This window comes from Kitasatospora cathayae (assembly GCF_027627435.1).
GTDB lineage: Bacteria > Actinomycetota > Actinomycetes > Streptomycetales > Streptomycetaceae > Kitasatospora > Kitasatospora cathayae.
In genome coordinates this window covers 1,677,473-1,697,642 of record NZ_CP115450.1, presented here as the reverse complement: position 1 = coordinate 1,697,642, position 20,170 = coordinate 1,677,473, and the positions used below count along the sequence as shown (strand labels likewise).

18 protein-coding genes are annotated in these 20,170 nt (G+C 73.6%); 10 read left to right on the top strand and 8 right to left on the bottom strand.

What is annotated here, in order from left to right:
* Positions 1–14: 14 nt before the first annotated feature.
* The 3 genes from O1G21_RS07670 to O1G21_RS07660 all read right to left on the bottom strand — a co-directional run bounded on the left by O1G21_RS07670 (position 15) and on the right by O1G21_RS07660 (position 3,112).
* Positions 15–1,427: a TolB family protein gene (locus O1G21_RS07670; protein ID WP_270141922.1), complete on the bottom strand. Its 1,413-nt coding sequence runs from the start codon at positions 1,425–1,427 to the stop codon at positions 15–17.
* Positions 1,428–1,630: 203 nt separating this feature from the next.
* The gene (locus O1G21_RS07665; RefSeq protein WP_270141920.1) at positions 1,631–2,401 is read right to left on the bottom strand and encodes a lysophospholipid acyltransferase family protein; all 771 of its coding nucleotides are present in this window, start codon (positions 2,399–2,401) and stop codon (positions 1,631–1,633) included.
* Between the two features lie 285 nt (positions 2,402–2,686).
* Positions 2,687–3,112, bottom strand: coding sequence for a DUF4395 domain-containing protein (locus O1G21_RS07660; RefSeq protein WP_270141918.1), 426 nt, complete (start codon positions 3,110–3,112; stop codon positions 2,687–2,689).
* 207 nt (positions 3,113–3,319) lie between these two features.
* Between O1G21_RS07660 and O1G21_RS07655 the strand changes: the two genes are divergently transcribed.
* The 5 genes from O1G21_RS07655 (at position 3,320) to O1G21_RS07635 (ending at position 8,841) form a co-directional block, all read left to right on the top strand.
* Positions 3,320–3,733 carry a thioredoxin family protein gene (locus O1G21_RS07655; RefSeq protein ID WP_270141916.1) on the top strand — a complete coding sequence of 138 codons (414 nt, stop codon included), beginning with the start codon at positions 3,320–3,322 and terminating at the stop codon, positions 3,731–3,733.
* 441 nt (positions 3,734–4,174) lie between these two features.
* Entirely contained in the window at positions 4,175–4,960 is a 786-nt protein-coding gene (locus O1G21_RS07650; protein WP_270141915.1) for an electron transfer flavoprotein subunit beta/FixA family protein, read from the top strand.
* A 45-nt stretch (positions 4,961–5,005) separates the two neighbouring features.
* Positions 5,006–5,968, top strand: a complete 963-nt coding sequence (locus tag O1G21_RS07645) for an electron transfer flavoprotein subunit alpha/FixB family protein (protein WP_270141913.1) — start codon at positions 5,006–5,008, stop codon at positions 5,966–5,968.
* Between the two features lie 224 nt (positions 5,969–6,192).
* Entirely contained in the window at positions 6,193–7,614 is a 1,422-nt protein-coding gene (locus O1G21_RS07640) for an acyl-CoA synthetase (protein WP_270141911.1), read from the top strand.
* A 327-nt stretch (positions 7,615–7,941) separates the two neighbouring features.
* The gene (locus O1G21_RS07635) at positions 7,942–8,841 is read left to right on the top strand and encodes a C40 family peptidase (protein WP_270141909.1); all 900 of its coding nucleotides are present in this window, start codon (positions 7,942–7,944) and stop codon (positions 8,839–8,841) included.
* Positions 8,842–8,934: 93 nt separating this feature from the next.
* Here the strand turns inward: O1G21_RS07635 and O1G21_RS07630 are convergent, their stop codons facing one another.
* Complete coding sequence (locus tag O1G21_RS07630; RefSeq protein WP_270141907.1) at positions 8,935–9,879, bottom strand: ribokinase; 945 nt, start codon at positions 9,877–9,879, stop codon at positions 8,935–8,937.
* A gap of 402 nt (positions 9,880–10,281) precedes the next feature.
* Here O1G21_RS07630 and O1G21_RS07625 point away from each other — a divergent pair, with 402 nt between their 5' ends.
* Both O1G21_RS07625 and O1G21_RS07620 read left to right on the top strand, forming a co-directional pair.
* Entirely contained in the window at positions 10,282–11,349 is a 1,068-nt protein-coding gene (locus O1G21_RS07625; RefSeq protein WP_270141905.1) for an NUDIX hydrolase, read from the top strand.
* 80 nt (positions 11,350–11,429) lie between these two features.
* Positions 11,430–12,248, top strand: coding sequence for a DUF4184 family protein (locus O1G21_RS07620; RefSeq protein ID WP_270141904.1), 819 nt, complete (start codon positions 11,430–11,432; stop codon positions 12,246–12,248).
* Here O1G21_RS07620 and O1G21_RS07615 read toward each other — a convergent pair.
* Positions 12,224–13,588 carry a dipeptidase gene (locus tag O1G21_RS07615; RefSeq protein WP_270141903.1) on the bottom strand — a complete coding sequence of 455 codons (1,365 nt, stop codon included), beginning with the start codon at positions 13,586–13,588 and terminating at the stop codon, positions 12,224–12,226. The two genes, O1G21_RS07620 and O1G21_RS07615, sit on opposite strands and share 25 nt — an antisense overlap.
* 178 nt (positions 13,589–13,766) lie before the next feature.
* On the opposite strand from O1G21_RS07615, the gene O1G21_RS07610 reads away from it, so the two are divergent.
* Positions 13,767–15,176: a geranylgeranyl reductase family protein gene (locus O1G21_RS07610; RefSeq protein WP_405000599.1), complete on the top strand. Its 1,410-nt coding sequence runs from the start codon at positions 13,767–13,769 to the stop codon at positions 15,174–15,176.
* Positions 15,177–15,335: 159 nt separating this feature from the next.
* Here O1G21_RS07610 and O1G21_RS07605 read toward each other — a convergent pair whose 3' ends face one another.
* The gene (locus O1G21_RS07605) at positions 15,336–16,319 is read right to left on the bottom strand and encodes an ArsR/SmtB family transcription factor (protein ID WP_270141901.1); all 984 of its coding nucleotides are present in this window, start codon (positions 16,317–16,319) and stop codon (positions 15,336–15,338) included.
* Between the two features lie 123 nt (positions 16,320–16,442).
* Between O1G21_RS07605 and O1G21_RS07600 the strand changes: the two genes are divergently transcribed.
* The gene (locus O1G21_RS07600; protein ID WP_270141899.1) at positions 16,443–17,849 is read left to right on the top strand and encodes an MFS transporter; all 1,407 of its coding nucleotides are present in this window, start codon (positions 16,443–16,445) and stop codon (positions 17,847–17,849) included.
* A gap of 35 nt (positions 17,850–17,884) precedes the next feature.
* On the opposite strand, the gene O1G21_RS07595 is transcribed toward O1G21_RS07600, so the two are convergent.
* Positions 17,885–18,289 carry a RidA family protein gene (locus O1G21_RS07595; RefSeq protein WP_270141897.1) on the bottom strand — a complete coding sequence of 135 codons (405 nt, stop codon included), beginning with the start codon at positions 18,287–18,289 and terminating at the stop codon, positions 17,885–17,887.
* Positions 18,290–18,392: 103 nt separating this feature from the next.
* Entirely contained in the window at positions 18,393–19,190 is a 798-nt protein-coding gene (locus tag O1G21_RS07590) for an ATP-grasp domain-containing protein (RefSeq protein WP_270141896.1), read from the bottom strand.
* 198 nt (positions 19,191–19,388) lie between these two features.
* On the opposite strand from O1G21_RS07590, the gene O1G21_RS07585 reads away from it, so the two are divergent.
* Entirely contained in the window at positions 19,389–20,162 is a 774-nt protein-coding gene (locus O1G21_RS07585) for an enoyl-CoA hydratase family protein (RefSeq protein WP_270141894.1), read from the top strand.
* The last annotated feature ends 8 nt before the right edge of the window (positions 20,163–20,170 follow it).

The window sequence follows — 20,170 nt, the reverse complement described above, 5'->3', positions numbered from 1 at the left end:
TTTCGCATTCTCGCTCAGTTGTCGTCGCCGTCCTGCGTCTGGTTGTCATCGGTCTTCGATTGCCCCTGTGCCTGGGTCGGCGTCGACTGGGCGGTCGAGGCCCCACCGGTCGGGGCTTCGGAAGGCGTTGCCCCGGCCGATGCCGATGCCGATGCCGATGCCGATGCCGACGCCGGTGCCGATGCCGATGCCGGTGCCGACGCGGCCGCTGACGGGCCCGCTGACGGTGCCTCGGACTGGGGAGCCTGGGGCGGCACCGCCGCCGTTCCCCAGGCCGGACGGCTGAGCCACTTGTCCCCGCTGTTGGTGAGCCGGGTGACTCCCGTACCGTCCGGACGCATGCTGTAGAGATCCGCACCGGAGCCCGCAGGGGCCTGGGTGAAGACGATGGACTTGCCGTCGGGTGCGTAGGCCGCGGTGCCGTAGAAGGTCGTGGACGGGGCCGGGGTGAGGGCGCCGATGGCGGTGCCGTCGGGGTGGACGGTGTAGATGCCGCCGCCGGGGGCGTTGTCGGCGTCGGCCGGGTAGGTGGTGAAGAGGATCTGGGTGCCGTCGGGGGACCAGGCCGCGCGCTCGCCGGCGCGTAGTTCCCAGGGGGTGAGTTGGCGGAGCCCGGTGCCGTCCACGCTGACGACGTAGATGGCGCGGCTGTTGGCGGGTTGTCCGGTGGCGCTGGTGCGGTACTCGAAGGTGAGCTGCTTGCCATCGGGCGACCAGCTGGGGTTGCTGACGGTACCGGAGTAGGGCTTGTCGTTCGTCAGGAAGGTGAGCCGCTGGACGTTGGTGCCGTCGGGGCTCATCAGGTAGAGGTCCGAGTACTGGACTTGCTTGTTGTGGGCCTGGTCGAGGGCGCCCCAGGAACGACTGAAGGCGAGCTGCTTGCCGTCGGGGGAGAAGGCGGGGGCGCGTTCGTCCTCGTTGGCGCAGTCGGCGGTGGCGCTGCTGGTGTCGCAGAGCTGGCTGATCTGGTGGGCGTTGTCGCCGGCAGTGGAGACCGTCCAGAGGCGGGCGGCGCCGGTCTTCGGGTCGGTGCGGTCGAAGGCGATGGCGCTGCCGTCGGGGGACCAGTCGGGGCGGTCGTCGCGGGCGCGCTCGGGCGGCTGGGTGACCTGGTGCTGGCCCGCGCCGTCGGGGCCGAGGGTGACGATGGCACTGGTGGTGCGGGTGGCGTCGGTGTAGGCCCGGCTGACGATCAGTCCGTTGTGCGCCTCGGTGTTCGCGGCGCCGACCACGCCGGGGGACGCGGACTCGGTCGGCTCGGGGGTGGCGGTGGAGGACTCCGGGCGGATCTCCGAGAGCGGGATCTCGCCGGGCTCGGCCCCGCAGCCCGTGATCAGGGCGCCCACAAGGAGAAGGCCCGCACCGGCGGCTGCGCGGGTGCGGGCCTTGCTCGTGGAGGACTGCCGTGTGCCGGTGCTCCGCGTCATCTCCGTCTCCGACCTTTCCGACCGCTCCGACGTGTGCCCCGGCTCCGATAGGGGGGAGGGACTCAGGACGAGTCCAGGGGGAAGCCCCTGGAACGAGCTGTCACTGTGCCAGACGGTGAGGGTCGGCGGCCGGGCGACACGCGACGGATCGCGTCTGCTCGGTCACACGGAGTAGAGGTGACGTGAGGTGGGCGCGGAGCGGATCAGCCCCGGGCGGCGCGGCGCTCGGCCTTGGCGAGGGCCTCCGCCTCGTCCTCGGCCTCGGCGACCTCCAGGGTCGGTGCGGTACCGCCGAGCTGGGCGGGCACCCACCAGGTGTCGTCCGGGCCGGAGGGCTTGCCGGGGTACTCCCGCTGGGCCCGGTCGAGCATCTCGCTCATGGCGGCGCGCAGCTTTCTGGTGACCATGACGGGCTTGTCTCCCGGGCCCAGGTGGATCGGTTCGCCGATCATGATCGTCACCGGGACGTGGCGCTTGGTGAGGGTCTTCGGGCGGCCCTTGGTCCACAGCTGCTGGGTGCCCCAGAGGACGACGGGCAGCAGCGGGGCGCCGGAGTCGGCGGCCATCCGGGCGGCACCGGTCTTGAACTTCTTCAGCATGAACGAGCGGCTGATGGTCGCCTCGGGGAAGACCCCGACGACCTCGCCGGCCTTGAGGGCGCGCACGGCGGCCTCGTAGGCGGGCTGGCCGTCGGTGCGGTCGACCGGGATGTGCTTCATGCCGCGCATCAGCGGCCCGGAGATGCGGTGCCGGAAGACGTCGTCCTTGGCCATGAACCGGGTCTTGCGCTTTCCGCCCCGGTAGGCGCCGAGGCCGGCGAAGAGGAAGTCCAGGTAGCTGATGTGGTTGCTGACCAGCACTGCTCCGCCCCTGGCGGGGATGTGCTCGGCACCGATGATCTTGATCCGCACGTCGAGCGCACGAAAGGCGGTGAGTGCGGCGCCGATCACCGGCGGGTAGACGAACTCTGCCACGGTCAGTCCTGACTTCCACGGGCCGGGGCCCGGTACGGCGGGTACCCGCGCCGTGCGCGGGAGCCGACCGGAGCACGGCACGCCGCGGCGGTCACGGGTGATACACGGAGATGATCCCCCGAACGAGTGCCTGCTGTCATCTGAGGCGTGCGGTCAAGCGAATATTCACGGTGTGATCTCCGTGATGAAGCCGCAGGGGAACTTTTCCGTTCTTCGTCCTTTCCCGACAGGGTTGGGGCAGGTGCGGCATCCGGCCCGCCCGGGGTGCGATGGTGAGCGGCCCGGTCAGGCGCCGGCGCTGAGGCGACCCTGAGCCCGTCGGATGATCGGGTAGATCTCGCAGCCCAGGCAGTAGCCGAAGGCGGCGTTCAGGAAGGCCACGGCCAGGCCGAAGGCGGTCGCGAGGAGGCCGAGCCAGGTGACTTCGGTGAGGTAGCCGAGGACGCCGACGGCGGCGAAGACGGCTCCGCCGCCCTGGGCGAAGCGCAGGGGCCGCTCGTCCTCGGTCTCGGTGGGTGGTGCCAGGCGAGGGGCGATGAAGGTGTGGAACAGCCAGCCGTACGGGGACAGTCGGGGGCCACCGAACGCGCCGAGCGTGAAGACGAGGGCCTGCGCGGCCAGCAGCAGGCCGCTGCCGGTGATGAGCACGGCGGCCAGCACCAGCGCGCTGAGTGCGGCGGCGAAGCGGTGACCGCGGGGGTCGGTCTGCACGGGGGCTCCGGGGGATCGCGACGGACGGCTGCGGCGGGGCGCGTCAGCGACAACCGGTGGCGGTGGCCGGCCCCGGGGCGACGGCGCGACGGACGGTCAGCAGCGGCGGGGAGGTGCGGTCGGAGTCCACCTGCCGATCGTACGGGTCCGGTGTCGACAGGTCGACCTCCCTTTCGGAGCCCGGCCGTGCTGCCGCAGACTGAAGGGATGACCGGACCGGTGGTGTGCGTTGTCGTGCTGGCGGTGGCGACCATGTTCGGGCTGCTGAGGGCCAGGCGCGACGGAAGGCTGAGGGTGGGCACCAAGGACGGGACGGTACGGCTGTCGGAGGCGGATCTGGGCGGGCCGCTCGGTGAGCGGGCGACCCTCGTGCAGTTCTCCACCGCGTTCTGCCAGCCCTGCCGGGCCACTCGGCGGGTGCTCGCCGAGGTCGCGGGGATGGTCGACGGGGTCGCGCACGTCGAGCTGGACGCCGAGGCGCAGCTGGAGCTGGTCCGCCGGCTGGAGGTCCTGCGGACGCCGACCGTCCTGGTGCTGGACGCGGCGGGCCGGGTAGTGCGCCGGGCGGCGGGGATGCCGCGCAAGGCGGACGTGATCGCGGCGCTGGGGCAGGCGGTCTGACGCGAACGGCATGGGGAGCGGCTGGGAGCGGCGGCGAACAGGCGGCAGGTAACAGTTGACAAGAAACAGATGACAGATGACAGCGAACAGATGATGAAATCTGTTCGCTGTCATCTGTCATCTGTCATCTGTCATCTGTCATCTGTTCGGCTCGGCCAGCCAGTAGCCCCGTCCTCCGCGCCCGTCCGGGAATCTCGCACCGGTTCGCACTGCCCGCGAGGTGGAGTCGACCCCTGCCTGGGGCAGGATGGGCGCAGGCGGCGGTGCGGGCCGTCCGGCATAAGCTACTGGCCAGTAGTGACCACTGGGCTACCGCCGAGTATGCTGCCAGGAAGTTCCGGACCGGCACGGGAAACTCGCTGCCCGGAGCGGGTGCGTGCCGTGTTCGCGCCCGCTTGCACGTCGCAGCCGCCGGACGAGACCAGTACAGGAGACAAGGCCGTGAGCTTGAGGATCGTTGTCTGTGTGAAGTACGTGCCGGACGCGACGGGTGACCGTCGTTTCGCGGACGACCACACCACCGACCGGGAGGGTGTGGACGGCCTCCTGTCGGAGCTGGACGAGTACGGCGTCGAGCAGGCGCTGCGGATCGCCGAGGCGAACGGCGACGCCGAGGTGACGGTGCTGACGGTGGGTCCGGACGACGCGAAGGACGCGCTGCGCAAGGCGCTGTCGATGGGTGCGGACAAGGCCGTTCACGTGAACGACGACGACATCCACGGCTCGGACGTGATCGGGACGTCGGCGATCCTGGCGAAGGCGCTGGAGAAGACCGGGTTCGACCTGGTGATCGGCGGCATGGCGTCGACGGACGGCACGATGGGTGTGCTGCCGGCGCTGCTGGCGGAGCGGCTGGGTGTGCCGCAGGTGACGCTGCTGTCCGAGGTGTCGGTCGAGGGCGGCGTGGTCAAGGGGCGTCGGGACGGTGACGCGGCGACCGAGCTGGTCGAGGCGGCGCTGCCGGCCGTGGTCTCGGTGACGGACCAGTCGGGTGAGGCCCGTTACCCCTCGTTCAAGGGGATCATGGCGGCGAAGAAGAAGCCGGTGGAGTCGCTGGACCTGGACGACCTGGGCATCGAGGCGGACGAGGTCGGCCTGGCGGGTTCGTGGACGGCGGTGGAGTCGGTGGCGGCGCGTCCGGCGCGTACCGCGGGCACGGTCGTCAAGGACGAGGGCGAGGGCGGCAAGCAGCTCGCCGCCTTCCTCGCCGACCAGAAGTTCATCTAGTCCCGCCCGTCAGCGCATCCAACGATCGATCAGGAGCAACGAATCATGGCTGAGATCCTGGTTCTGGTGGACCACGCCGAGGGCGCGGTCCGCAAGCCGGCCCTCGAACTGCTGACCCTGGCCCGCCGCATCGGCGAGCCGTCCGCCGTCGTGCTGGGCGCCGGTGCCGCAGCCGCCGACATCGCCGCCAAGGCCGCCGAGTTCGGCGCCGCCAAGGTGTACGTCGCGGACGGCGCCGAGTTCGCCGACCAGCTGGTCGTCCCCAAGGTGGACGCCCTGGCCCAGATCGCCAAGACGGTGTCCCCGGCCGCCGTGCTGGTGACGTCCTCCGGTGAGGGCAAGGAGGTCGCCGCCCGCGTCGCGCTGCGGATCGGCTCCGGCATCATCACCGACGCCGTCGACCTGGAGGCCGGCGACGGCGGTCCGATCGCCACCCAGTCGGTGTTCGCCGCGTCCTTCCAGGTGAAGTCCAAGGTCACCAAGGGCGCGCCGGTCATCACGGTCAAGCCGAACGCCGTCGCCCCGGAGGCCGCCCCGGCCGCCGGCGCCGTCGAGAACGTGTCGGTGGAGTTCACCGGCAACGCCGCCAAGGTCACCTCGCGCACCCCGCGCGTCTCGACCGGCCGCCCGGAGCTGACCGAGGCCGCCATCGTGGTCTCCGGCGGCCGTGGCGTCGGTGCCGCCGAGGGCTTCGGCGTGGTCGAGGACCTCGCCGACGCGCTGGGCGCGGCGGTCGGTGCCTCGCGCGCCGCCGTCGACGCCGGCTGGTACCCGCACAGCAACCAGGTCGGCCAGACCGGCAAGCAGGTCTCCCCGCAGCTCTACATCGCGGCGGGCATCTCCGGTGCGATCCAGCACCGGGCCGGCATGCAGACCTCGAAGACCATCGTGGCCGTCAACAAGGACGCCGAGGCCCCGATTTTCGAGCTGGTCGACTACGGCGTGGTCGGCGACCTCTTCGAGGTGCTGCCGCAGCTCACGACCGAGGTGAAGGCGCGCAAGGGCTGATCCGATCGGTCCTGTGGACCGGAGGGCGTGGCACCGGGTGCTCGGTGCCACGCCCTCCGCCGTTCCGCCCCGGGCGCAGGGGAGCGCGGCTCCGGCCCGTAGAGTCGGCCCGACAGCGACCGGGTCCGGGAGCCGCCGACGCGATCGGCTGCGCGGCCGGACCACGGTGCGGGCGGATCACGGCGAGGACGAGAGGGCGAGGACGAGAGGGTGAGGACGGAAGCATGGCACTGCTGACGGCACTTCAGGGCGACCACGGCGACGCTGCGGACGCGCTGCGGATCGACGGGCGGGCGCTCTCCCGGGAGGACCTGCTGGGCGCGGCGACCGCGGTGGCCGACCGGGTGGCCGGGGCTCCCGCGCTCGCCGTGCTCGCCCGGCCCACCGTGGAGACGGTCACCGCCGTGGTCGGCGGCCTGCTGGCGGGCGTCCCGGTGGTGCCGCTGCCGCCCGACTCGGGCCCGAAGGAGCGTGAGCACATCCTGCGCGACTCGGGTGCGGCGCTGCTGGCGCACGCCGCCGGGGAGGCCCTGCCCGACGAGGTGTCGGTGGCGGCCCTGCCCGTCGACCCCGCCGAGCGCTCGGCGACCACGTACGCCGAACCGGCCGCCGATGCGACCGGCTTCGTGCTCTACACCTCGGGCACCACCGGCGCGCCCAAGGGCGCGGTGATCCGGCGCGCGGCGATCGCCGCCGACCTGGAGGCCCTCGCCGCCGCCTGGCAGTGGACCGCCGAGGACACCCTCGTCCACGGCCTGCCGCTGTTCCACGTGCACGGCCTGCTGCTCGGAGTGCTCGGCGCCCTGCGCACCGGCAGCCGGCTGGTGCACACCGGCCGGCCGACCCCGGCGGGGTACGCGGAGGCGGGCGGCAGCCTGTACTTCGGCGTGCCCACCGTCTGGTCCCGGCTGGCGGCGGACCAGGCGACGGCCCGGCGGCTGGCCCCGGCCCGGCTGCTGGTCTCCGGCAGTGCGCCGCTGCCCGTGCCGGTGTTCGAGAAGCTGGCGGCGCTCACCGGGCACGCCCCGATCGAGCGCTACGGGATGACCGAGTCGCTGATCACCGTCAGCACCCGGGCGGACGGCGAGCGGCGCCCCGGCAGCGTCGGGCTGCCGCTGGAGGGGGTGCGCACCCGGCTGGTGGGCGAGGACGGCGAACCGGTGCCCCACGACGGTGAGAGCGTCGGTGAGCTGCAGGTCTCCGGCCCCACGTTGTTCAGCGGGTACCTCAACCGGCCGGACGCCGACGCCGAGGCCTGGACGGCGGACGGCTGGTTCCGCACCGGGGACGTCGCGGTGATCGGGGCGGACGGGTTCCACCGGATCGTCGGCCGCGCCTCGGTGGACCTGATCAAGAGCGGCGGCTACCGGATCGGCGCGGGCGAGGTGGAGGCCGCGCTGCGCGACCACCCGGCGGTCGCCGACGCAGCGGTGGTCGGCGTGCCGGACGAGGACCTCGGGCAGGCGATCGTCGCGTATGTCATCCCGGACGGCGCCGTGACGGGGCAACAGCTGACGGCCTTCGTGGCGGAGCGGCTCTCGGTGCACAAGCGGCCGCGCCGGGTCGTCCTGGTGCCCGAACTGCCCAGGAACGCCTTGGGGAAGGTGCTGAAGAAGCAGTTGTTGGCGGAGGGCGAAGCCCGCTGATGAGGGGGCGTCGGACACCCGGAGCTGACGGGTGTTCACCCTGATGCATCGTCGGCCCGTCGCCGGGAAACCTCCCTTTGGCTCACTCCACTGCGCGCAGTGAGCGGACGTGTGCTTAACGTGACACGCAGGCAGAACTGAACCCCTGGGCGACGCGTCGCGGCTTCCGGTCACACGGCCGGAGGCCGCGGCAGATCGGACGGGGATCTGCCGAGCCGTACGAACCGGCGCTGCCGGGGAGTACCGCGTGTCCGCAGCAGTTTCCGCAGCCGCCCTTCGGGGGCCGTACGCCGCAGTGCGTTCGCAGCAGTGAAGGAAGTCAGCAGGATGACCACCGTCAACACCGGCGCACCGGATGCCGCCGATGAACCGACCGGGCAGCACGCCTCCGCCACCGACGCCCGTTCCGCCACCGACGCCCGTCCTGCGCTGGCCGGGCGGATCCGCCGGAGGATCGGCATGGCGGCCGTGATCGTGGTCGGTGCGGGGGCGTTCGGCCTCGGCACCGGCGTGAGCCCGGCCGCGGCCGAGCAGGCGCCGGCGCACGCCGGGTGGGACGGCTCGCGGTACTGGTTCAAGAACAGCCAGGGGCAGTGGCGCTGGACCACCCACTACAGCGTGTACCTGGCGCGGACCGGCGGGGCGGAGCCCTCGACCTCGAAGTCCTCGTCGTCTTCGTCGTCCTCGTCCAAGTCCTCGAACGGCGGGATCCAGCAGGGCTGGGACGGCTCGCGGTACTGGTTCAAGAACAGCAAGGGGGAGTGGCGCTGGACCACTCACTACGACGTCTACCTGCAGCGGACCGGCGGCTCCTCGTCCCCGTCCGGCTCCTCGGGCGGCTCCAGTGGCTCGGTGGCGGAGAACCGCGACGTCGAGACCGCGGTGCAGTACGCGCTCGCCCAGCTGGGCAAGCCGTTCCGGACCGCCGGCAACGGGCCGGACGGGTACGACTGCTCGGGCCTGGTGCAGCAGGCCTTCCGACGCGGCGGCATCAACCTGCCTCGGGTCGCCAACGACCAGTACGCGGCCACCACGCCGATCAAGGCGAGCCAGCTGCGCCGCGGTGACCTGCTGTTCTGGTCTCCGGACGGGACCGCGCGGGGCATCCAGCACGTGGCGATCTACCTCGGCAACAACCAGTACGTGGAAGCCGCGCGGCCTGGAACGCTGATCCGGATCTCGGGGATCAGCAAGGGGTACTACCCGGCGTACATGGGACGGCCGTAGCGCACCCGTGCGGGGCGCCCAGGTCTGCGGGCCGGGCGCTCCGCACGCCTGCGGGCGCTGTGGTCAGAGGTCGGCCGGTCAGAAGCGGCTCTGTCAGATGTGCTCCGGTCGGAGGTCGTCCGGTCGGAGGTCGTCCGGCCGGGGGAGTGCGCCGCGGGCGCCGAGTGCGGTGACGGCGAAGGCCCCGGCGGCCACCGCGGTGGCGGCCGCCACCGAGAGGGCGGCGCCGTGGGCGAGCCGGGCCGCGAGTGCGCCGCAGAACACGTCACCAGCGCCGGTGGTGTCGACCACCCGGACGGCGGGCGCGGGCAGCCGGATGAGCCCCTCGCCGGTGGCGACCAGTGCGCCCTCGCCGCCGAGGGTGACTACTGCCCCCTCGGCCAGCCGGGCGAGGGCGTGGGCGGCCTCGGCAGCGGTCGGGGCGCCGGTGAGCTGGCGGGCCTCGACAACGTTGGCGACCACCAGGGGGCGGCGGCCGGTGGGGCCGGGACCGGGCAGGTCGCCCGCCGGGGCGGTGTTGTGCAGCCAGCGGGTGCCGCCGTTCGGGCCCGCGGTGGGCAGGGCGGCGACGGTGGCGCGGACGCACTCGGCGGGGACCTCATTGCTGGTCAGGACGACGTCGGCCGGAAGCAGGTGGAGCCGGGCCAGGGCGGCGGTGACCTCGTCCGGGGTCAGCCGGGCGTTGGCGCCGGGGACGACCACGATGCTGTTCTCCCCGGAGGTGTCGACCATGACGATCGCCTGACCAGTGGGCGCATCGGGGTGGATGTGCACGGCGCCCGTCTCGACGTGCGCGCCGCGTAGATCGGCGAGCGCCGCCTCCCCGTCGGAGTCGCGCCCGACCTTGGCGACCAGATGGGTCGCGGCCCCCATCCGGGCCGCCGCCACCGCCTGGTTGGCGCCCTTGCCGCCGAACCCCCGGGTGGCGTCGGCGGCGAGGACGGTCTCGCCGGGCGCGGGGAGCACGGGGCAGCGCAGGATCCGGTCGGTGTTGACCGAGCCGATGACGATGACCCGGCCGGCGGGGAGCAGCTTCATCGTTCCTCTGTACGTGCCGGGGCGCGGGCGGCGCAAGGGGCACGCGCCGGAGCGGGTGGGCGCGTGTGTGGGGCTGTGGACGGGAGGGGCGGGTGGCGCAAGGGCGGCGCGAACGGCGTACGGGCGGGGCGCGCGCAGGAAGTCGGCCGGTCCGACTTCCCGTGCGCGGGCGGTGGCGGCAGGGTGCGGCATTGATGTCGGCCGGTCCCCATATATCCGTACCGGGCCCGTGGCCTGGGCGCATGCCGCTGTCAAGGGGCGGGCCGGGGCGCGTGGGCGGGCGCGGCGAGCAGTTTTGGGGAGCGGCGTGGCGCGGGTACCACCACGGGTGGCGCTGGTTCGGCCGACGGGGGCGCTGCCCGGTGCGAACGGCATCGGGGGAAGTCGAGGGCAGGGGACGTTGTGATCGTCTGGGTCAATGGCACATTCGGGGCGGGCAAGACGAGCGCCTGTCGCGAGCTGGTGGAACTGCTGCCCGGGAGCGTGCTCTTCGATCCCGAGCTGGTGGGCTTCGGACTGCGCCGGATGCTCCCGGCCGACCGGCTGGCCTCGGTGTCCGACTTCCAGGACCTCGCGGCCTGGCGCCGGCTGGTGCCCGAGACGGCGGCCGCTCTTCTCGGCGAGGTCGGCGGCCCGCTGGTGGTGCCGATGACACTGCTCAGAGAGGACTACCGGGACGAGATCTTCGGTGCCCTCGCCGCGCACGGGATCGCGGTGCACCACTTCGTGCTGGACCCCGAAGAAACGATCCTGCGTGACCGCATCGCGCACCGCGAGGAATGCCCGGGCGATCCGGAGGCCAGCGAACGGGTCCGTACCTGGTGCCTCGAACACCTGCCCCACTACCGGGCCGCCCGTCGCTGGCTGGTCGGCGACGCCCGGATGCTCGACACCGGCGGGCTCACCCCGCGCGAGACCGCGCACCGGATAGCCGAGCTGGTCCGGGTCGGCGACGCGCGCTGCCCGATCGTCCAGGCCCCGGACCCGACCGGCGACACCGTGGCCTCGGCCGTGCTGTTCTTCGACGAGCAGGACCGGGTGCTGCTCGTCGACCCGGTCTACAAGCCGGACTGGGACTTCCCAGGCGGTGTGGTCGAACGCGGCGAGGCCCCCACCGACGCCGCCCTGCGCGAGACCGCCGAGGAGCTGGGGCTGCGGCTCGACCCCTCGGTGCTGCGCCTGCTCGCCGTCGACTGGGAGCCGCGCACCGGCCCGCGCCGTGGCGGCCTGCGGCTGATGTACGACGGCGGGCTGCTGGACGACGCGGGCCGGCAGAACCTGCTGCTGCAGCAGGAGGAACTGCGCGGCTGCCGGTTCGTCACGCTGGACGAGGCGGCCGACCTGCTTCCGCCGAGCCGCTACCGGCGGCTCGCCGCCGCGCTGGACGCCCGGCGGAGTGGGGAGTTGCGCTACCTGGAGGCGGGGTGCCGGGTGGCGCTCGGCCTGGCCAGTACGGCGGAGGCCGTGTAGTCGCCGGCGGTGAGGGCCGATGTGGTGGGGGAGGGGACCCTGGTTGGTCCGGCGGGCGGTGCGGGCGCCAGGATGGGGGCATGCCGTTCACGTTGAGCCACCCCGCCGCCGTCCTGCCCCTGCTGCGTGCCGCCGGGGAGCGCGGGCCGTTGGTGGCCTCGGCGCTGGTGGCCGGGTCGATGGCGCCCGACGTGCCGTTCTTCGCCGAATCGCTGCTGCCCGGGGTGTACGGGCACGGCGGGCTGACGCACGCCTGGTGGGCGGTGCCGACACTGGATGTGGCGATCGCCGGTGCGCTGGTGGCCGGGTGGCACGGGGTGCTGCGGGCGCCGCTGGTGGGGCTGCTGCCCGAGCGCTGGGCGGGCGGGGTGGAGGCATTGACGGTCCGGCGGGCCGAGGGCGTGCGGGGTGTTGACGCCGCGTGGTTCCTGGCCTCGGCGGCCGTCGGTGCGGCCACCCACGTCGGCTGGGACGCGTTCACCCACGGCGGCCGGCTGGGCGTGCGGCTGCTGCCCGTGCTGGACCGGAAGGTGGCCGGCGTCCCGGTCTACGAGGCGCTGCAGTACGGGAGTTCGGCGCTCGCGCTGGCCGCGATGGCCGGCTGGGCGGCGCGTGCCGTACGGGCCGTCGAGCCGGTGCGGCCGGCCGTGCGGCTCGCTCCGCGGACCCGGCGGGTGGCCACCGTGGCGCTGGGCGCGGCGACGGCGGCCGGGGTGCTGCATCGGCTGAGCCCGGTGCGGCGCAACCTCGTCCCGGAGGTGTGCTTCGGCGCCGGGGCCGGGCTCGCGGTGGGCGCGGCCGGCTACGCGGCGGTGGTCGCGGCCGCCCGCTGGTGGCGGCGTGGCGGGCGGCCCGGGACCGGTTCGAACTCCCGTCAGCTGGAACGCAGTTCGGCGTAGCGGCGGAGGAACAGGGCCTCGGTGAGGGCCATCCGCTCCAGCTCCTGGGGGTCGACGCTCTCGTTGACGGCGTGGATCTGGGTGGTCGGCTCCTCGACGCCGATCAGCACGATCTCAGCCTGCGGGTAGAGCGAGCGCAGGGTGTTGCACAGCGGGATCGAGCCGCCCTCGCCGGCCGCGACCATCGCGGTGCCGAAGGCCTCGGCCATCGCCTCGCCCATCGCCTCGTAGGCCGGGCCGTCGGTGTCGGCCCGGAACGGCGCACCGTTGCCCTGGCGCTGGATCGTCAGCCGGGCGCCGAGCGGGACCTGCGCCTCCAGGTGGGCGACCAGGGCGTCCTGGGCGGCGTCCGCGCTCATGCCCGGCGGGACGCGCAGGCTGATCAGCGCCTTGGCGGCGGCCTGCACCGAGGAGGTCGCGCCGATCACCGGCGGGGCGTCGATGCCGAGGACGGTGACGGACGGGCGGGCCCACAGCCGGTCGGCGACGGTGCCGGTGCCGGTCAGGGCGACGCCGTCGACCACCTTGGCGTCGGCGCGGAACTGCTCCTCCGGGTACTGCACGCCCTCCCAGGTCTGGTCGGAGGCCAGCCCGGCGACCGCGACGTCGCCGTTCTCGTCGTGCAGCGAGGCGAGCACCCGGACCAGGGACTGCAGCGCGTCCGGGGCGGCGCCGCCGAAGGCACCGGAGTGCAGGTTGCCGGCCAGGGTGGTGATCGAGGCCTCGACCACCGTCATGCCGCGCAGCGAGGCGGTCACGGTCGGCAGGCCGGGGGCGAAGTTGCCGGTGTCGCCGATCACGATCGCGTCGGCGGCGAGCAGTTCGGGGTGCGCCTCGGCGTAGCGCTCCAGGCCGCCGGTGCCCTGCTCCTCCGAACCCTCCACGATGATCTTCAGGCTGACCGGGTAGCCGTCCCCGTACACCTGGCGCAGCGCCCGCAGGGCGGTCAGGTGCATCAGGATGTTGCCCTTGCAGTCGGCGGCGCCGCGCCCGTACCAGCGGCCGTCACGCTCGGTCAGTTCGAACGCCGGGCTGAGCCAGGCGTCCTCGTCGAGCGGGGGCTGGACGTCGTAGTGCGAGTAGAGCAGGACGGTCGGGGCGCCCTCCGGGCCGGGCAGTTCGCCGTAGACGGACTGGGTGCCGTCCGGGGTGTCCAGCAGCTGGATGTTGCGCAGGCCCTCGGCGGCGAAGGCGTCGGCGACCCACTGCGCGGCCTTCTGGCACTCCTCGACCGGGAACTGGCGCGGGTCGGCGACCGACGGGAAGGCGACCAGCTCGGCGAGGTCGGTGCGGGCACGGTCCATCAGGGACCGGACGGCGTCGGCCAGGGGCTGTGACATCGGGGCTCCGAGGGGAACGGGTCCGCCCGTGAGGTGGTACGGGCGGAGGAGGTCGGTTGGGGTACCGCCGATCATAGGCGGAGTCGTCCGGGGAGCTTCGGGTGAGCTTCGGGTGAGCTTCCGGCTGAGTGGGTGTGCGGCGTCCGGGGCGGCGGAGGGACGCATAGGATTGCTGGCCGTGACTGACTCCGGAAGCCCCGATTCCCGTAGCCCGCTCAACAGCCCGCTCGGCGAGGACAGCCCGCTCGGCGAGGACAGCCCGCTCGACGCGGACGGCCTGGTCGGCGAGGACGGTCCGCTCGACGCGGACGGCCTGGTCGGCGAGGACGGTCCGCTCGACGCCGGCAGCCCGCGCGTAGGCGAGGACGGTCCGCTCCTCGGCGAGGACAGCTCGCTGGACGGGGTGATCCTGCCGCAGGACGGCGTCTGGGACGTCGTGGTGGTCGGCGCCGGACCGGCCGGGGCCTCGGCCGCGTACGCCGCCGCGGTGCAGGGCCGCCGGGTGCTGCTGCTCGACAAGGCCGAGCACCCCCGCTACAAGACCTGCGGCGGCGGCATCATCGGCCCCTCCCGGGACAGCCTGCCGGCGAACTTCGAACTGCCGCTGCAGGACCGGGTGTCCGCCGTCACTTTCGCGTACGACGGCCGGTTCAGCCGGACGCGCCGGGATCGGCGGATGCTGTTCGGGCTGGTCAACCGGGACGAGTTCGACCTGCGCCTGGTGCAGTCGGCCAAGCAGGCCGGGGCGGTGCTGGTCACCGGAGTGACCGTCACCGGGGTCGAACAGCGTGGCGGCGAGCACCGGACGGCGCTGGTGACGGCGGCCGACGGGCGCAGCTTCGAGGCCCGTGCGGTGGTCGGCGCGGACGGCAGCGCCAGCCGGATCGCCCGGCACGTAGGCGTCACCTTCGACCAGATCGACCTCGGCCTGGAGGCCGAGATCCCGGTGCCGCCGCAGGTCGCCGCCGACTGGTCGGGCCGGATCCACCTCGACTGGGGCCCGCTGCCCGGCAGTTACGGCTGGGTGTTCCCGAAGACCGAGACCAGCAGCCTGACCGTGGGCGTCATCTCGGCGCGCGGCGACGGCGAGCGGACCAAGCAGTACCTCGCCGACTACATCCGGCGGCTGGGCCTGTCCGGCTTCACCCCGCGGGTCGAGTCCGGGCACCTGACCCGCTGCCGGGCCGAGGACTCGCCGCTCTCCCGCGGCCGGGTGCTGGTCGCCGGGGACGCGGCCGGGCTGCTCGAGCCGTGGACCCGCGAGGGCATCTCGTACGCGCTGCGCTCGGGCCGACTGGCCGGCGAGTGGGCGGTGCGGGTCGCGGAGGCGGGCGACGCGGCGTCGGTGCGGCGCGAGGCGCTGAACTACGCGTTCGCGGTCAAGGCCGGGCTGGGCGTGGAGATGCGCGCGGGCAAGCAGCTGCTGGGCGCCTTCGAGCGACGCCCGTACCTGTTCCACGCGGCGGTCTGCCTGGTGCCGGCGGCCTGGCGGGCGTTCGCCCGGACCACCCAGGGGCACACGACCTTCGCGCAGCTGCTGCGGCAGAACCGGGCGGCGCGCAAGCTGATGGCGATGGCCGCGCGGTAGCGGAGCCGGTGGGGCGGGTGGGCCGGCGTGTCCTTGTAGATGGGGACACGCCGGCCCTGTCTGTGCCGGCGGCACTCGCCGGGGCGGCGATGAACAGATGTTGAAATCTGTTCGCTGAAATCTGTCATCTGTTATTCGTCGGCTGTCGTTCGTCGGCCGTCATCTGCCGTCCGTCAGCTCGTCCCCGAGCACACTGCGCCGGTACAGCACCGAGCGGCCGTGCCGAGCCCGGGTGACCAGACCGGTGGCCGCCAGGACGGAGAGGTGCTGGCTGATCGCGCCCGGAGTGACGCCCAGGCGGTAGGCGAGCTCGGTGGTGGAGGCCGGTTCGGCCAGCAGTGAGAGCAGCCGGGCCTTCGGTGCGCCGACCAGCGCCTCCAGGGCCTGTCGCGGAACCGGCGAGCCCTGGTCGGCCATGCCCGCCTGCCCGCGTGCCGGGTAGCTGATCTGCGGCGCGCGGTTGCTGTCGATCATGGTGATCGCACCCCGGACGAAGAAGGTCGGGCTGAGCACGAGGCCGCGCCCGTCCACGGCGGTCTCCACGTCCCCGTCCGTCCAGTGCCGGTTGATCGACAGCACGCCGTCCGTCCACTGCAGGCGGTGGTCCAGGTCCGCGAACAGCGCCGCCGCGCCGTGCTGGGCGAGCACCCGCGCCCGGTACACCAGGTCGGCCTCCAGTACCGCGCGGGCCTGCGGCCACCAGGTGGGCGCGAGGCACGCCTCCCAGTACTCCTCCAGTGCCTCGCAGATCCGCGCCAACAGGCGTGCCGGGTCCCTCAGTCCGGCTTGGAGCAGGTCGGGCAGCGGCTGTCCGTTCGGCAGGAAGGTCTGCTCCAGTTCGCTGTGCAGCAGCTGCGGCGGCAGCGCGCGGACGGTGGCGAGCTGGCTGCGGAACTCGGGGGCGGGGGAGGACGGCCGGGGCGTCAGGAAGTCGGGGACCCAGCGGTTCGCGGCGACCAGCGACAGCAGCAGTCGGGAGTCCAATCGCTCGAACGAGGGCCTGAGCTGCTCGAAGGCCCGGCTGTGGAGTCGGTACACGCCCGGATGGGTCCACATCCGCAGGCTGAGCACGGCCTCGTGGATCGGGGAGTAGGCGAACCAGGTGGTCGCGAGGTCGGCCAGACGGAGGGTGAAGCGGTGCATGGACGTCCTCCTGCCGACTGCCGGCTGCGGAACTGCCGCGCCGCCGAGCTGCCACGCTGCCGAGTTTTAGCCAGAGCCTAAAGGATTACCCGCTCCACCCCGTCCGGCGGTGGAATCGACGGCATGTCCACCACACCGACGGAGTCCTCCGTACCTTCCCTCGCCGTGCCCGCGTCCGACCGGTCCGGCCGTCTGCCCGAGGCCCTCCGGCGCCGCCTGCACCCCGATCCGACGGTCCGTCGGCTGGCCGGGATCACCCTCGTCAACACGGTGGGCAACGGCCTCTCGTTGTCCGTCGCGGTGCTGTTCTTCACCCGGGTGCTCGGCCTGAGCGCCGCCCAGCTGGGGTTCGGGATGACGGCGGCCGGGCTGTGCGGGGTCGTCGCCAGCGTGCCGGCCGGCCGGGCCGCCGACCGATGGGGCGCCCGGCGGGTCCTGGTGGTGCTGGTCTGGGCGGAGGCGGTCGGCACCGCCGGGTACGCGTTCGTGCACAGCTACCCGGCCTTCGTGGCCCTGGCCTGTGCCGTCGCGGCCGTCGACCGGGGGTCGTCCGCGGCACGGAACGCGCTCTACGCCGACGTGCTGCCCGCCGACCGCCGGGTCGCCGGCCGGGCCCACCTGCGGGTGGTGACCAACATCGGCATCTGCCTGGGGACGGGACTCGGCGCGATCGCGCTCCAACTCGACACCCGGGCGGTCTACCTGACGGCGATCCTGGCCGATGCCGTCTCCTATGTGGCCGTCGCGCTCATGCTCCACCGCCTGCCCGCGGTGACGGCTCCGGCATCGGTCGAGCTCCCGGTCGAACCCCCGACCGAGCCCCCGGCCGAACCGATGGCCGAGTCCGGGACGGCGAGCAGGTCCGGCACGGCGAACCCGTCGGACCCCGCCGACAAGGGGGTCAAGCAGGGCCGCCGGGGCAACCCGGCGCTGCGCGACGGCCCGTTCCTGGTGGTGACCGTGCTGTGCTCCGTGCTCGGCCTGCAGTTCGCCGTCCTGGAGGTGGGCGTCCCGCTGTGGATCGTCCAGCAGACCGACGCGCCGCGGATCACCGTCGCGGGCAGTCTGATCGTCAACACCCTGATGGTGATCGCCCTGCAGGTGCGGGCCACCCGGGGCACCGAGGAGCGGGCGGCCGCCGCCCGGGCGTGCCGTCGCGCCGGGCTGCTGCTCGCCGCCTCCTGCCTGGTCATCGCCCTCGCGCACGGACTGCCCGGGATCCCGGCCGCCGTGGTGGCGCTGGTCGGGATCGCGCTGCAGTCGCTCGCCGAGGTGATGGGCCAGGCGGGCGGCTGGGCGCTGAGCTACGACCTCGCGGGTGAGCGCGGCCACGGCGCCTACCAGGGCGTGTTCAACGCGGGTTCGGCGGCCGCGATGATGGCCGGCCCGGCGGTGGTCAGCACCGCGGTGATCGGCTTCGGGCTGGCCGGCTGGGCCGTGCTGGGCGCTGTGCTGGCGGCGGCAGGCCTGGCGATGGGCCCCGCCGTCCGGTGGGCCGGACGGCGGGAAGCGCGGCTCGGGGCCGCGTGACGCAGCCCGGCTGCGGGCGTCGTGACGAGCCGCGCCTACTCCTGGACGATCGCCATCGCCTCGATCTCGATCAGGACGTCCGGCCGGAACAGCGCCGCGACCTGCATCGCGGAGGCGGCCGGGAGCGGCAGCTCGCCCAGGTACTCGTCGCGGGCCTCCCGGATCGCCGGGAGGTGGGCGATGTCGGTCATGAAGAAGGTGAACTTGACGACGTCGGAGAAGTCGGCCCCGGCGGCGGCCAGGCAGCGGCGCAGGTTCTCGAAGACCTGACGGGCCTGGGCCTTCGGGTCACCCGCGCCGACCAGGTTCCGGTGCTCGTCGAAGGCGACCTGCCCGGAGACCTGGACCAGCCGGCCACTGCCGGTGACGACCTGGGTGTAGCCGGTCCCGGGGGCGACGCCGGGCGGTTCGGTGATGTGGGTGAGGTGCGTGTGGGTCATGCCGCATGATCGTGCGCCATCGCCCCCCGGTGCCGCAAGCGATGATGCCGACCGATCGGCCGGTGGACTGCCAGCCGGGCCTCGGCACGGCCAACCGGCCCCGTCAGCGCACCACTTCGGGCAGTTCGCGTCGGAACGGCCCGTCGCTGGAGGGCAGTTGGGCGGCCGGGCAGGAGGAACGCAGCACCACGTCCAGGACGTCGGCCGGCTCGGCTGCGTAACCGCCGCTGGCCCAGGCCGCGTTGGCCTCCACCACCGCCCAGCCGTGGTCCGTCCGTCCGACGTCCACCACGACCGCGCTCGGCAGCGGAGCCTGCGACGCCGAGGCTGCCAGCACGTCACTGGCGAAGGCCAGTACCTCGGAACCGTCCGGCCCGAGCGGCGCGACGGACAGCTCGCCGTCCACCGCGTAGCGCGAACCGGCCCGCACCGCGCCATCCAGGACGAACAGCCGGTACTCCGTACGGAATCGCACCACCTCGCTGACCAGCACCGGGGTGTCGCCGTCCAGCAGCTCGGGACCGGGCAGCGCGCCGCCGTCCGGGTAGACCCGGGCGGCGAACAGCTTGTCCGCCGGCGGCTTCACGAAGGCCGGACCGCGCAGGGTGCGGGCCTCGGCCAGCGTGGTCGCGGACACCCGTCGGCCGGTCAGCGCCGGCGGCAGCCGGGCCAGCCAGTCCTCGGCCGGCTCCAGCAGGGCGAGGCCGAGCTCCTGGCCGACCGCATCGGCGAACAACGGCCCGCCGTACACGTGCACCGCCGCGCCGAGCAGTTCGCGCGGCGCCCGCCAGGAGGTGGCGGTGTACGCCCGCAGGCCGCGCAGCCCGGCGGCGGTGCGCAGCTGGAGGCCGGTCTCGTTGATGCGCGGAGCGAGCAGCAGAACCGGGGAGTCGGTGATCATGTCGCCCATGCTGCCGGGCGGAGGGCAGGCGCGACCAGCGGTTTTCCGTCCGGTCATCGGACGCTCCAGTGCGCTCGGCGGCGCTTGGCTCTGGCCGCGGGGCGGGTGGGCGTGCCAGAGTCGTGCGGGCGCCGTCCGGGTACCCCGGACCGCGCCCGCAGTCCGACCCACCCTCAGCCGGAAGGCAGACCCACGCCGATGACCAGCGCAGAGCCCCTCGTCCGCGTCACCACCGCCGACGCCGTCACCACGCTCACCCTCGACTCGCCGCACAACCGCAACGCCCTCTCCTCCCGCCTGATGTCCGAGCTGCACGCCGGACTGGCGCTGGCCGCGGCGGACCGCGACGTTCGCGCGGTGGTGCTCACCCACACCGGCAAGGTGTTCTGCGCGGGCGCGGACCTCTCCGAGGCGACCGGCGCGGACCCGACGGTGGGCCCGCGCGGCCTGGTCGAGCTGCAGAAGGCGATCGTGGACTGCGTCAAGCCGGTGATCGCCGTGGTCGACGGGCACGCCCGGGCCGGCGGCCTCGGTCTGATCGGCGCGGCGGACCTCGCCGTCGCCGGACCGGCCGCGACCTTCGCCTTCACCGAGGTCCGCCTCGGTCTCGCGCCCGCCGTCATCTCGCTGCCGCTGCGCCCCAAGCTGGAGCCGCGCGCCGCCTCCCGCTACTACCTCACCGGCGAGGTCTTCGACGCCGCCGAGGCCGCCCGGATCGGGCTGATCACCCAGGCCGCCGAGTCCACCGAGGACACCGGGGTGGTGCTGAAGGGCCTGCTGGACGCGCTGCGCCAGGGCTCGCCGCAGGGGCTGGCCGAGTCGAAGCGGCTGGCCAACGCCGAGGTGGTGCGCTCCTTCCAGCGGGACGCGGACGAGCTGGTGCAGCTGTCGGCGCGGCTGTTCGGTTCGGCGGAGGCGCAGGAGGGGATGCGGGCGTTCCTGGAGAAGCGGCCGGCTGCCTGGGTGCGTTGAGCCGGCTG

Excerpts from the sequence above, each read along its gene's own strand:
- O1G21_RS07670 (WP_270141922.1), bottom strand. The coding sequence starts at position 1,427 with ATGACGCGGAGCACCGGCACACGGCAGTCCTCCACGAGCAAGGCCCGC.
- O1G21_RS07655 (WP_270141916.1), top strand. The coding sequence starts at position 3,320 with ATGACCGGACCGGTGGTGTGCGTTGTCGTGCTGGCGGTGGCGACCATG.
- O1G21_RS07645 (WP_270141913.1), top strand. The coding sequence starts at position 5,006 with ATGGCTGAGATCCTGGTTCTGGTGGACCACGCCGAGGGCGCGGTCCGC.
- O1G21_RS07640 (WP_270141911.1), top strand. The coding sequence starts at position 6,193 with ATGGCACTGCTGACGGCACTTCAGGGCGACCACGGCGACGCTGCGGAC.
- O1G21_RS07635 (WP_270141909.1), top strand. The coding sequence starts at position 7,942 with ATGACCACCGTCAACACCGGCGCACCGGATGCCGCCGATGAACCGACC.
- O1G21_RS07630 (WP_270141907.1), bottom strand. The coding sequence starts at position 9,879 with ATGAAGCTGCTCCCCGCCGGCCGGGTCATCGTCATCGGCTCGGTCAAC.
- O1G21_RS07620 (WP_270141904.1), top strand. The coding sequence starts at position 11,430 with ATGCCGTTCACGTTGAGCCACCCCGCCGCCGTCCTGCCCCTGCTGCGT.
- O1G21_RS07615 (WP_270141903.1), bottom strand. The coding sequence starts at position 13,588 with ATGTCACAGCCCCTGGCCGACGCCGTCCGGTCCCTGATGGACCGTGCC.
- O1G21_RS07605 (WP_270141901.1), bottom strand. The coding sequence starts at position 16,319 with ATGCACCGCTTCACCCTCCGTCTGGCCGACCTCGCGACCACCTGGTTC.
- O1G21_RS07600 (WP_270141899.1), top strand. The coding sequence starts at position 16,443 with ATGTCCACCACACCGACGGAGTCCTCCGTACCTTCCCTCGCCGTGCCC.
- O1G21_RS07595 (WP_270141897.1), bottom strand. The coding sequence starts at position 18,289 with ATGACCCACACGCACCTCACCCACATCACCGAACCGCCCGGCGTCGCC.
- O1G21_RS07590 (WP_270141896.1), bottom strand. The coding sequence starts at position 19,190 with ATGATCACCGACTCCCCGGTTCTGCTGCTCGCTCCGCGCATCAACGAG.
- O1G21_RS07585 (WP_270141894.1), top strand. The coding sequence starts at position 19,389 with ATGACCAGCGCAGAGCCCCTCGTCCGCGTCACCACCGCCGACGCCGTC.